Here is a 13,039-nt window from a genome sequence, read left to right on the forward strand (position 1 = left end):
CTAGTTCAGCCTTCATCAATTTATGCGGTGCAGGGTACCAGCCTTTACCCGTAAGATTCACCCCTGCCCCAACCGCCTTGTGAAGCCGAGCCGATGAACCGTAACGACTTGCGTCGCGTCGACCTGAACCTGCTGATCGTCTTCGAGACCCTGATGCACGAGCGTAGCGTGACCCGCGCGGCGGAGAAACTCTTCCTCGGCCAGCCGGCCATCAGCGCCGCCCTCTCGCGCCTGCGCAACCTGTTCGATGATCCGTTGTTCGTGCGCACCGGGCGCAGCATGGAACCATCGGCGCGGGCCATGGAAATCTTCGCCCTGCTCTCGCCGGCACTGGACTCGATCTCCACCGCGGTCAGCCGCGCCGCCGACTTCGATCCGGCCACCAGCACCGCGGTGTTTCGTATCGGCCTGTCCGACGACGCCGAGTTCGCCCTGCTGCCGCAATTGCTCAAGCGCGTGCGCGCCGAAGCCCCGGGCATCGTCCTGGTGGTGCGCCGGGTCAACTACCTGCTGATGCCGGCGCTGCTGGCCTCGGGGGAAATCTCCGTGGGCGTCAGCTGGACCAACGACCTGCCGGCCAACGCCAAACGCAAGGTGCTGCGGCGCAGCAAACCCAAGGTACTGCGGGCCGACAGCATGCCGGGCAGCCTGAGCCTTGACGACTTCTGCGCCCGCCCCCACGCCCTGGTGTCGTTTGCCGGTGACCTGGGCGGGTTCATGGACGAGATCCTGGAAAAGGTCGGGCGCAAGCGCCATGTGGTCCTCGCGGTGCCGCAGTTCAACGGCCTGGGCAGTTTGCTGACCGGCACCGACATCATCGCCACCGTACCCGACTACACCGCCGAAGTCCTGACCGCCGCCGGCGGCCTGCGCGCCGAGGACCCGCCGCTGGAGGTGCAGACCTTCGAGCTGCACATGGCTTGGCGCGGGTCGCAGGATAATGATCCGGGGGAGCGGTGGTTACGGTCGAGGATTCAGATGTTTTTTGGCGACCCTGAGAGTCTATAGTCGTTGTCGAGCGGGCTGATAATCTGATCATTTCTGCCTTTTCATAGTCCATGGAGATCCATCCACTTCCAGAGGATGAGGCTCCCAGGGCCATATTTGAGGGCATGCTATGGATGGTTTGAAAAGGATGCCCCCAGCCTAACGCCCAACAGTTCCCTTCTCGAAAAGTCACCCTTTGGATGCACTGAACACCGTCCGCAACCACGGAAGCGTCGCTCATCCAAACGAACACCTCATCGAGGCGCCAGAAGCCTTCCTGTTCGTCAATGCGGTCAGAACGCTTTTTCATTACCTGAGCAACAAGCTTGGCTACTGATTCTGTGCACCGGTGGAGGCCGGGGGACCGGGTCACCCTCATTGAAAAGGACAACCATGAGTAAGAAATCGCCTGAGCTAATACCGCTACTCGACTATTTGCGGATTCATCGTGTCATCCGCAGCGTGCTGGACTCGTGTCAGGCAGACACTGCTCACGCCTGCTGGTACTTCAGCATGGCGGGCGCTGCAATTCTCCGCCAGCACTATAGGAGGGAGGCTCACCCCCTCGCGGGCGCAATGTGCCTGATGACGGATGTCGAAGACTCGAAGGTCATGTGCTTCGCAACAATTGAAGAGAGCGAAGCCCATAGCAGCCCCAGCGCCTTCCACGCGATGGTTGCGTGCGACGGCTATCTAATCGACTTTATGAGTCCGATTTTTCCTGAGACTGCTAAATCTTCCCACCACGCATTCACCCCACCAGCCAAGTCCTTTCAGCGAAAATTCGACACCATGAATCTATCTCCCATGGAGCTCGAACAGGCTGGTGATTTTTTCTTCGATCCGAATCCAGTGCTGACAGATAACCTTGTGCGGAAAGTCCTGGAAAGCCGATTTCTCAGTGACGTGATAAAGGGATGCTGTGACTGGTATAGGCGGCCGCCGAAAACAATTCCTCCGACCATCACGGTGGGTGATGAAAAAGGCCAGATGACCACCGTGAAGCTCAAGGATGTGTCAGTAGTCGGTTCTTGGTAAGCAATACAGGGTTAGGCTAGCTACCCGAAACATGTCAAAACCGCTATGGCCACTTTGCGCTAGCAGGGCCGAACAAGAACTGGGTACGCATAACCTGCTTTGGTTTCAGGTCACTGAGGGAGGGCGTCTGGGCGTATCAGTGCCCTACCCTATCCCCAGTTTGGGCGCACACCGAAAGCCACCCGGAGCCATGCTGAATATTGTCAGGAATCGCCGTGAGCGATCGCTCGCATATTCAGTGCGGCTGGGGGCAATAATGGGGGAAAATATCAATTTTCCCTGCCTGAAACTGCCGTTCTAGAGCGCAGTCAAAATGTTTTTCGCCGACCCTGACATTTTTGACACACCTGAGAATCTTTCTAGGTCATGAGCCTTTGACTCACCCTCTTCAATGAGAGATAGCTCGCGTCGAAATCTGTCGATCTCGCGAATGCCCGCTATCGACTGTGGATTCAACCGGCGGACAGGTTCAGCCAATGTGTTGCATCCACCGGTTGAATCCACAACCCAAAACGGACCTCGCATGCCGCTTATTTACGAGGTATGCAGGAGGTATCGAGGCATACCTGAAATGCTGCCATCCAACGCGCTGAACTTTCAGACAGCAATACTGGAAAATACGCGCAAGGAACAATACCCTGCCAAGGATACAACCTAGACGAGTTGATCATGTCAGGGATTACACCGTTTCAAACCCCGCGTTGGATGCGTGACCTCGTCCGCTTCCTGCCACTGAAAAGCCAATTCGTCCTGTCGGGCAACATCCGCGACCTCCAGGCCTGCGAGGTCGCCCCTGGCACGGTCACGGCCCAGAGCTTCAACCAGACCCTGTGCGAAGCCCTGCTCGACACCGGCTATGGCCACGTGCTGGCTTGGGACCCGGTGGCTGGTTTTCGTGTGCTTGGCAAGCCCAGCAGCGACCCGGCACCGGGCCAAACCCTACTCCAGGAACTCGGCCTGACCCCGGTGAACGGTGCCGCGTCTGCGGGTATCGACCTGCTGGCAGCCACCGTGCAGCGGCTGCTGGCCCGCACCGATACGCCGGTCGCCCTGATCATCGACTTCGCCTCGCGCCTGGCGGTACGTAGCGATTCCTTGAGCGCGGCCGAGCACCAGCTGTTCACTCAGGCCCTGGTGCATGCCCACCAGGCGCGCAGCCGGCCGCAGCCACAAACGCGCAAGCCATTCTTCAATACGCTGCTGTGGCTGGTGGAAAAAGAAGGCGACCTACCGGACTGGCTGCTGGTCGACAATCCACGAATCCGCCACATTCCGGTCTCCAGGCCCGACCAACTGGCCCGCCGCGCCTTGGCCCCGGCCCTGCTCAAGGGGCTCGCCGGTAGCCAGGAGGCAAGTCAGGACGCCATCGCCCAGGCCGCGGACGCCTTCGTGCAGAACACCGAGGGCCTGCTGCTGCTCGACCTCAGCGCCATCGCGCAACTCGCGCGGGTCGAGGGTGTGGCCATGGTGCAGATCGCCGATGCCGTTCGCCGATATAAAGTGGGTGTCACCGAGGACCCCTGGCTGCGCATTGACCGCCAGCGCATCCGCCGGGGCGACGAGCTGGTGCACCAGCGGGTGAAAGGCCAGGACCACGCTGTGACCCACATGCTTGACATCGTCAAGCGGGCGATGACCGGCGTCGGCGCCAGCCGCAAGGGCAACCGCCCGCGTGGCGTGGCCTTCCTGGCCGGCCCCACCGGGGTGGGCAAGACCGAGTTGGCCAAGACCATGACCAGCCTGCTGTTCGGCGACGAAAGCGCGTATATCCGTTTCGACATGTCGGAATTCAGCGCCGAGCATGCCGACCAACGCCTGATTGGTGCACCACCCGGCTATGTCGGCTACGACGTCGGTGGCGAACTGACCAATGCGATTCGCGAGAAACCCTTCAGCGTGGTGCTATTCGACGAAATCGAAAAAGCCCACCCGCGCATCCTCGACAAGTTCCTGCAAATTCTTGACGACGGCGTGCTGACCTCCGGTCGCGGTGACCGGGTGTACTTTTCCGAAGCGCTGATCGTGTTCACCTCCAACCTGGGAATCTACCGCCTGGGCGATAACGGCGAGCGCGTTGCCAACGTACTGCCGGGTGAGCCCTACGAGCAGGTCCGGGAGAAAGTCCACAGCGAGATCGACCGGCATTTCAAGCTGGTGCTCAATCGCCCGGAGATCCTCAACCGTATCGGCGAAAACGTCATCGTTTTCGACTTCATTCGTGAAGAGGTCGGCCTGCAGATCTTCGAACAGATGGTCGATGGCACCTTCAAGGACCTGCAACAGCAGGAACTGCACGTGGCCATCGCTCCTGAGGCGCGCCAAGCGTTGCACGCCCTGTGCCTGCGCGACCTGTCCAACGGCGGCCGTGGCATCCGCAACCAGCTCGAGGCGCATCTGCTCAACCCGCTGGCGCGGGCCTTGTTCGACCAGGACGCTCAACCTGGCGAGCATTTCGCCATCAGCCGACTGGGTCTCGGCGGATTGACCCTGGAACGTCGCTGACCATGGAGCTGAGCCTTTCCCGCGTGCACTTCCCGGTCACCACCCTCGGCCCAGGTCGTCGCCTGGGCATCTGGTTTCAGGGCTGCAGCATCCGCTGCCCTGGTTGTATTTCCGCCGACACCTGGGGGCCAGGCAAGCGCCGCGTGGGCATCGCACAGCTGCTGGAACAACTGACGCCCTGGTTGGTCGAGGCTGAAGGCATCACCCTCTCCGGCGGCGAACCCTTCGACCAGTTCCCAGCCCTGCTCACCCTGCTCCAAGGGCTGCGCCAGTCGAGCCCTCTGGACATTCTGGTGTACAGCGGCTACTCGCTGGAGCACCTGCAACCCCAACTACAACAAGCCGAAGGCCTGATCGATGCGTTGATCAGCGACCCCTTCGACGAGCGCAGCGAACAATCCCTGGCGCTGCGTGGCAGCGATAATCAGCGCCTGAACCTGCTGACCCCGCTCGGCCATGAACGCCTGGCCAGCTACCAGCGTCCCCTGCAACCCGCCGACCAGGCCCTCGACCTCATGTTCGACGAGAACGGCAGCGTGTGGATGGCGGGGATCCCTCGGCGTGACGACGTACTGCGTCTGCGCGACCTTTTGAACGTGCAAGGCCACCAGGTTCGCACCAGCGCGCACCGCCACTGACCGGAATTCGCCCAATGATTCGCTATTGCCCAAACTGCAACACCGCACGCCCGGTACAGGAAATGTTCTGCGAGGGCACCGTCGACCAGCACCCGTGCAACTGGGACCTGGCCGGCGAGCCGATCCACGCTGACGGCTGGCGCCCGCAGATCATCCATACTGTGGACAATCTCCCCCCGACGAACACATCTCCGGCGCCCGGCATCGTCTGTGAAAACGGCCATGCCATGGACCCCGGCGACCTGATGTGCCTGCAGTGCGATGCCTCGCCCGCCCAGTCTGCAACCAACGGTGTGCCGGTTGCCCCAGTCGACAATGCGCCCGCAGCCAACGAAACATTGATCGAAGGCTGGTCGCTAATCCGCCAGATCAGCAATACCGACGGCGTCCGCGAGCGCTATCTTGCAGTGCACCAGGAAACCGCTCGCCAAGCGGTGCTCACCCTTTATCGACCAGGCGCAGAGCCGGACCCTGCGGTATATGACGTGATCCGCCGCCTGCCCCGCGAGCATGTGCCCGAAATCATCGCCACCGGCCGCTGGGATGGCCGTGCATTCGAAGTGGTCGAGGAACTGACCGGCGGCAGCCTGGACGACCTCGGCGGCGTGATCCGTGAAGCCCACAGCGTGCGCCATGTGCTGCGCGAGCTGGGCCAGGCACTGCACGCGTTCAACGAGGCCGGGTTGCGCCACCGTGACCTGCGCCCGGCCAGCCTGCTGGTACGTGCCCATGAGCCACTGGACCTGGTGATCAGCGGCTTCGGCTCGGCGCGCCTGTCGGAGTTCGACCTTGACATCGTCTCGCCCCTGGAGACCAGCCGCTACATGGCCCCTGAAGCCATCGCCGGCGGTGTGGCGGCCGCCTCGGACTGGTGGAGCCTGGGCATGATCCTGATCGAACAACTGACCGGGGGGGCCTGCTTCGAGGGCATTCATGCCAATGCCTTCCTCATCCATGTACTGGCCAACGGTGTCCCGATTCCCGACGACCTCGACCCACAGCTGAACCTGCTGTTGCGCGGCCTGCTGGCACGCGACCGGCACCAGCGCTGGCAATGGCCCGAGGTCGAGGCCTGGCTCGACGGTCGCCCGGTGCAGGCGCCGGCTTCAGCCTTCGCCGAACGTGACGACGGCGAAGGTGCCACCTTGCAACTGGGCGAGGCGCGCTACCACAAGCCGGCGGTATTCGCCCTTGCCGCCGCGCACGCCGAGCACTGGCAGCAGGCACTCGACCACCTGCTGCGCGGCGTCATCGTCACCTGGGCCGAACAGCTCGGCCTTCCCCCCTCATTGCTCGCCGGCCTTCGCCAAGTGGTGCAGCATGACGGGCTGGAGGACGATTTCCGTTTGATGCTCGCGCTGAAACTGCTCAACCCGGAAATCCCGCTGATCCACCGTGGTGATATCGTCACCCCGGGCTGGTTGCTGGAGCATCCGCTGGAAGGCTACCGACTGATCAGTGGCTCGGTGCCCGACCTGCTGGAGCAACTGCAGACCGACAACTGGCTTTCTCGCCTCAAACTGCGCGCCGAGCAGGTTCGCCAGCGCGCCCTGCACCAGCAGATCGAACTGGTCGAGGAGACCTTGCGGGTATACCTGCTTTCGACCTCGCGGGCAAAGCTGACCAGCGAATGGCAGGCGCGCCAACGCCTGCTGCCGGATACCGAGCACCCCGGCCTGCTGGCGTTGGCGGAGCGACGGATCATCGCCGAAGAAGACCTGATCGTGCTGCTCAGCGCTTCGATCGGCCAATTCCGTTCGGTGGATGCGATCATCCAGGAAGCGGCTGAGCTGGCCAGCAGCGTCGAGGTCGGCTGGTTCGACAGCGAAGCTGCCACAGCGCTGCTTCAGCACCCGCGCCAGGACCTTTACCACAGCGTCGATGAGCGCATACGCGGGTTCGCCCGCAGCGGCGTCGCCGCAGTGGATGCATGGGCCGAGCAGTTCCGCCTGGAACGGCGCATGCCTCTGGCCCAGGCCTTGGTGCTGCTGGCCATTCCGGCAAGCCAGTGGCTTGAGCCGCAAAAGCAGCAGTATGTGTCACAGATCCTCGAGTTCTTCGAGAAGAAGGTGGTAACCGCAGTGATGCGCGGCCCGTTGGTACGCATGAGCATCGGCAAGACCACCGCCCGGGTCGATCTCAACGAACTGCACAGCGAGCGCCACCCGGCCGCCGCCCTGCTCGACCACCTGCTGCTGCGCAACGAACGGGCCGTGAACCTGGACCCGGAGTGCTTCCAGGCCATGCCGCAGATTGCCTCGCGCCTGCACGCGCTGCACCGGCAGAGCGCATTGTACAAACGCGACACCGGCATCGACGGGCTGTACCTGGGCTTCCCATTCCTGCTCAGTCGCGACCCACGCGGCACCACTCGCACACGCATCATTCCGTTGTTGTTGTGGCCGGTGAAGCTGCTGCTGGAAGTGGGCAGCCGCGGCCTTGCGGCCCTGGCCTTCGACAGCGAACGCGAAGAGGTGCGACTGAACCCCGCGCTGGAAAGCGTACTCGGGGCCGAAGCCTGCAAGCGCTGGCGCAAGACGGCCGACGAGTTGCTTGGCCGCTCCTCGATCCGCGCCAGCGATGTGATGGATGCGTTCGGCATGCTTGCCACTGCGCGCTCGCGCAGCATCGTCGGACTGCCGGCCAGCAGCGTGGAAGTCGTGCCTTACCAGGACGAACTAGCATGTGCCGGCGTGTTGTTCCACGTCACCTTCATGGGCCAGGCCATCGGCGAGGACCTGCGCCAGCTGAAGTCGCTCTCGCCTGCCGGCAGCGGGCTCGAGACCGCACTGCGGCTCAGGGCCGACGAGGAAGCCGAGGCCGTGGCCCCGCCGGCTGAACTGCACCGCTATTTTACCGTCGCCAGCGACCCCTCCCAGGAGGCGGCCGTGCTGCAAGCGCGCCAAGGCCCGGGCCTGCTGGTCGAGGGGCCACCGGGCACAGGAAAGAGCCAAACCATCGTCAACATGGTCGCCGATGCCATCGGCCGCCAACGCAGCCTGCTCATCGTCTGCCAGAAGCACGCGGCGCTGGAGGTGGTGTACAAGCGCCTGGTGGCCGAAGGGCTGGGCCAACGTATCGTCATGCTCAACGACGTCAACCGCGACCGCGAACCGATCATCCGCAGTATTCGCGAACAGCTGGAAACCCTGTTCATCGGTGGCGATGAAGGCCAGGGCCTGCTCCGCCAGCGCGAACAAGTGGCGGCGCGTATCGAGACACTCGAAGGCGAGCTGGACCGTTTCCACCAGAGCCTGCACCGCCCGGACCCGGCCACCGGTTTGAGCTACCGGCGCCTGCTGGGCGAGCTGATCGCCCTCGAAGGCGGGCCGGCACCACTCGAGTTCCCGGCGTTGCGCCAGCGCCTGGCCGTGCTTGACGTTGCCAGCCTGACCCGCCTGGAAGAAAACTGCGCGCCGCTGATACGCCTGTGGCTGCCTGCCCGCTACGAAGGCAGCCCCCTGGCGCAGTTGCAGCCGTTCGCCACGGACCGTTCTACCCTGCTGGCCTTTACCGACAGCCTGCAGGCCTTCAGCCAGGCTGAGCTACAGCGCCAAGCGACCCTGCAAGCACACCCGGCCAGCTTCGAGATCGAAGACCCTGCGCCGTACCGGGCATGGATGGCCACCCATGTGGCGGCCTTGCTCGATCTGAGCCAGGAACAGCGGCTGCGCCTGGCCCGCTGGCTGCCACTGTTCCGCAGCAAGGACGGCGAGCAGCTGCCGCGTGGCGAATCGATACTGAACGAGCTGCGGCAACTGCAACAGCAGTTCGACCAACTGCCCGAAGGCGATTACCTGCCAGCGCTGTCGCCCGCCTTGAGCCTGGTCGACAGCAAGCCGCTGCGTAGCCTGGAAAGCGATTGCGCCAAGGTCATGGCCGCTCGCTCCTGGCTGACGCGCATGAACCCGTTGCACCTGCTCAGGCGCAAGCGTCTGCACGGCTTCCTCGAAACTCGGGGTGACGGCCGTATGGATGAAGCCCTGCCAGGGCTGCGCGCGGCCATCAACCTGGAACAGCAGTGGCGCCCCCTGCGCGCCGAACTTGCTGCACTTCACCAGGCCCTGGCCCTGGATAGCGTCGCCCCGCAGGCAGGCCTGGAGCTGGCTGCCTTGGTCAAGGCTGATATCCGCCAGCTCGTCGAGATCCAGGCTTTGGCGCAGGCACTGGCACAGTCGCCCCGCGCACGCCAGGCAGACGACGCCGTGCTTACCGGCGACAAACAACACCTGGAGGCGTTGCTCGGAGATCTGGACGCCTCGCTGCTGCGCCAAGGCGTGCGCCAGTCCAGCCTTGACCAGCTCAAGCTGCTCGACGACTGGCTCGGCAACGAACTGGCTCAACAGCTGCGGCATGCCGTGGAACACAACCTGAGCAACGAACTGGCGCTCAGCCGCCTGCACGACGCCTTGCCCCACCTGGCGGCCTACCAGAGCTTCCGGGCCCGCACCGGGCAGCTCACCGAGGCTGACCTGGACCTGCTGGCCCTGCTGCGCCAGCGCCAGGCGCAACTCGACGCTTTGCCCTCAGAGCATCTCGACGCCGCCGTGCGCCGCCTGCTCAACCGCGAAGCGCGGCTGGGCTGGAAGCACCGCATCGAACAGGCCAACCCGGAGCTGCTGTTCAGCCAGGATGAGGCCCAGGCCAAGGTTGCCAGCCTGGCTCAAGCCGATACACGGATGCGTGAGCTCAATCGCCAACTGCTGGCCACAGGCATCGACCCGACGCGCCTGGGCAGCCGCAAGCAGTGGGAGGATGTGACCCGGCTGACCGGCAAGCGCTCGCGCCGGCTGCGTGAATTCCTCGAACTGGGTGCTCCGCTGGGGCTGATGTCATTGCGCCCGGTATGGCTGATGAACCCGGACGTGGCCAGCCGGGTGCTGCCACTGAAGAACGGCCTGTTCGACACGGTAATCTACGACGAGGCATCACAGATGCCGGTGGAGTTTGCCCTGCCGACCCTGTTCCGCGGCCGGGTCACCGTGGTCAGCGGCGACGAGAAGCAGATGCCGCCGACGGCGTTCTTCTCCAGCCGGGTCGAAAGTGACGAGGCCGAACTGTTCGATGGCGATGAGCCGGACGAGGACGCCGACGAAGAACAACGCGAGGCCTTCGAGGACACCTGGAACCGCCGCGAGATCAAGGACTGCCCGGACCTGCTGCAACTGGCGCGCAACGCCCTGCCCAGCACCACCCTGCAGATCCACTACCGTTCGGCCTACCGCGAACTGATCGGTTTCTCCAATGCCTCGTTCTACGGCAACCGCCTGAACGTGCCGGTGCGCCACCCCCAAGCGAGCATTCGTCAGCTCAAGCCGCTGGAACTGATCCAGGTCGAGGGCCTGTACCAGAACCAGAGCAACGCTACCGAAGCCGAGCGTGTCGTGCAGTACCTGGAGGCGCTCTGGCAGCTCCCTTACGCGCAGCGCCCGTCGGTGGGCGTGGTGACCTTCAACCGCAAGCAGGCCGAGCTGATCGAGGAGCACCTGGAAGCCCACGCCACTGAAAACGAAGCTTTCCGCGCCGCGTACTCCCAGGAGCGCGAACGCAGCGAGGACGGTGAAGACATGTCGGTGTTCGTCAAGAACGTCGAGAACGTGCAGGGTGACGAGCGCGACGTGATCGTGTTTTCCTCCACCTTCGGCCGCAACAGCCAGGGCACCTTCCGCCGCCACTTCGGGGTGCTCGGCCAGACCGGTGGCGAACGCCGCCTGAACGTGGCGGTGACCCGTGCTCGGCGCAAGGTGGTGATGATCACCTCGATGCCCATCGCCGACATTTCGGACATGCTCAACACCCAACGCGCCCCCGCCAGCCCACGCGACTACCTGCAAGGCTACCTGGAATACGCACGAGCGCTGTGTGCCGGCGAATTCGACTACAGCGGCAAGCTGCTTGGCCGCCTGCAAACCGACCGCAGCACGCAGGTGCATGGGCACGACCAGGGCCGCGACGGTTTCGCCAGGATCGTTGGCGCGTTCATCACATCCTTGGGCTGGAATGCCGCCCCGGCCAGCGAAGGCGACGCGTTTGGCCTGGACTTCGCCATCGCAAGCCCGGAGACCGGCACCTATGCCATCGGCATCGAATGCGACGCGCCCAGCCACGCCCTGCTCGAGCGCGCCCGGGCCCGGGAAGTCTGGCGGCCCTCGGTGCTGCGCCGGGCGATCCCGCAGATCCACCGCGTCTCGTCCCAGGCCTGGTACCACGACGGCGACAATGAGCGAGCCCGCCTACGCGCGGCCATCGAGGGCGCCATGCAAGCCGGGCAGCCAGCGGCCGCATCCAACGACAAGGAGACCTGCCAATGAGTGGCCCGAAGGTGGTGCGCATCGTCACCCGTGAAGAAATCATCGCCATTTGCGAAGGCCATCTGCGCCGCCTTGATCAGGCTGTGTCCCGTTGGGAAGCCCAGGCCGAAAAGCTTGGCCAACTGAACGAGCAAGAGCGCGCGGCCACGCGGGCACGGCAAGCGCGGTTGCGCGCCTTGCTCACTGAGGACCAGCTCCGAGAGTTGCAGAAGGTCATCCCCATCGAGATCGAGCACCTGCGGCGCGACCAGCTGGCCCGCGAGGAACGCGCTGTTCTGCAAGCGACCGAGCAACGTCAGCATCAACGCCGCATGCAGGAAAATGCAGCGCTTCTGCTCAAGGCCCTGGGCAGCCGCCCCGACACCGCCCCGCAGGTAGTGCAAGCCCTGACACAACTAGTCGATGGCGCTCAACTGGACAATGCCGAGCAGCTGCTTGCCCAAGGCTTCGCCCAATTGAGCAGCAGCAACGAAGCGCAAACCCTTGATGAGCAGCAACGCGCGCTGGCTCAGCGGCTCAAGGACGACGCACCCGCGCCCGACCGCAACACATGGCTGGCCGAGCGAGCACAAGCGACCCGCGACCCACGCCTGCAGCAGATCGACCGGCATATCGCCGAGCTGTACCTGTTGCAAGGCGCAGCCTGTGCGGCGCCCTTCGTACAAGCCTTGGCCCGGGCCGAAGCGCAGCCCCAGGCGCAACAGCGCAACTTGCTGCTCGACAGCCTGGTGATCGAGCTGGCCGACAATAGCCGCGACTTCCAGCTAAGTCGCGATTCGCTCACCAAGCTCCATGACCTGGCAAACGAAGTGCGAACCCACCTGGACGCAGGGAACGAGGCATTGCTCGAGCATGTCAGCCAGTGCACGACCAGCACCTCGCAAGCCATGGTGAGCGAGCTGACGAGCCGCTGCGAAGCAATTCTTGCCGCCCATGTGCAAGCGCAAGCCGCCCTCGCCCGTCGCGAAGCCATGCTCCAGGGGCTGGCCGAACTCGGCTACGAAGTGCGCGAAGGCATGATCACCGCCTGGGCCGACTCGGGCAAGATAGTGCTGCGCAAGTCGGCCACGCCAGGCTATGGTGTGGAGCTGGGAGGCAAGGCCGAGAACGGCCGCATGCAGGTGCGTGCGGTGGCATTGAGCCGTGATCGCGACACGCAGCGCGACAAGGATATCGAGACGATCTGGTGCAACGAGTTCGGGCGTCTGCAGGCGATGCTTCAGGGTAATGGAAGCGAACTGCTGATCGAGCGAGCGATGGGAGTGGGAGAGACGCCACTTAAAGAAGTGCTTGCCGCTGAAGACGAAGACATGGCTGCTGCCGCACAGCTATGGACGAAGTAATTTGGCGGCGTCTATGCCGTAAGCGAACGGGCAACGCCGCCTGGAGGCGGGGGAAGTCGATCTGCACAGAGCCACTGATAGTCCGCCATTAACTGTGGATTCAACCGATAGCTGCCGATCGTGACAAACGGCCCCATACGGACGCAGCCCCGCCCTGCTTCCGGCCACCCCGCCATGGAGGTACACTGAAGTCCAGTGTGCGCCACCTCGACAGCTGTCA

Annotated in this window: 7 protein-coding genes; all 7 read left to right on the forward strand. The window is 63.8% G+C overall.

Translation table 11 applies throughout. The features are described from left to right. Window positions 1-93: 93 nt before the first annotated feature. The 7 genes from KHO53_RS24845 (at window position 94) to KHO53_RS24875 (ending at window position 12,819) form a co-directional block, all read left to right on the forward strand. The gene (locus tag KHO53_RS24845) at window positions 94-1,008 is read left to right on the forward strand and encodes a LysR family transcriptional regulator (protein ID WP_159388747.1); all 915 of its coding nucleotides are present in this window, start codon (window positions 94-96) and stop codon (window positions 1,006-1,008) included. A 175-nt stretch (window positions 1,009-1,183) separates the two neighbouring features. Beyond that, window positions 1,184-1,324 carry an abortive infection family protein gene (locus KHO53_RS24850; RefSeq protein WP_232531733.1) on the forward strand — a complete coding sequence of 47 codons (141 nt, stop codon included), beginning with the start codon at window positions 1,184-1,186 and terminating at the stop codon, window positions 1,322-1,324. 56 nt (window positions 1,325-1,380) lie between these two features. Beyond that, the gene (locus KHO53_RS24855) at window positions 1,381-2,025 is read left to right on the forward strand and encodes a DUF2026 family protein (RefSeq protein ID WP_213571154.1); all 645 of its coding nucleotides are present in this window, start codon (window positions 1,381-1,383) and stop codon (window positions 2,023-2,025) included. A 669-nt stretch (window positions 2,026-2,694) separates the two neighbouring features. After that, on the forward strand, window positions 2,695-4,527 hold the full coding sequence (locus KHO53_RS24860) for an AAA family ATPase (protein ID WP_159388749.1): 1,833 nt from the start codon (window positions 2,695-2,697) through the stop codon (window positions 4,525-4,527). A 2-nt stretch (window positions 4,528-4,529) separates the two neighbouring features. Beyond that, a complete protein-coding gene (locus tag KHO53_RS24865) occupies window positions 4,530-5,165 on the forward strand; it encodes a 4Fe-4S single cluster domain-containing protein (RefSeq protein WP_159388750.1) in 636 nt (211 codons plus the stop codon). Between the two features lie 14 nt (window positions 5,166-5,179). Next, entirely contained in the window at window positions 5,180-11,476 is a 6,297-nt protein-coding gene (locus KHO53_RS24870; protein ID WP_213571156.1) for an AAA domain-containing protein, read from the forward strand. Further along, window positions 11,473-12,819, forward strand: coding sequence for a hypothetical protein (locus tag KHO53_RS24875; protein WP_159388752.1), 1,347 nt, complete (start codon window positions 11,473-11,475; stop codon window positions 12,817-12,819). The genes KHO53_RS24870 and KHO53_RS24875 overlap by 4 nt, the downstream gene beginning before the upstream one ends. The last annotated feature ends 220 nt before the right edge of the window (window positions 12,820-13,039 follow it).

The sequence above is a fragment of the Pseudomonas sp. RC2C2 genome (assembly GCF_018390435.1).
In the GTDB taxonomy this organism is placed as follows: domain Bacteria; phylum Pseudomonadota; class Gammaproteobacteria; order Pseudomonadales; family Pseudomonadaceae; genus Aquipseudomonas; species Aquipseudomonas donghuensis.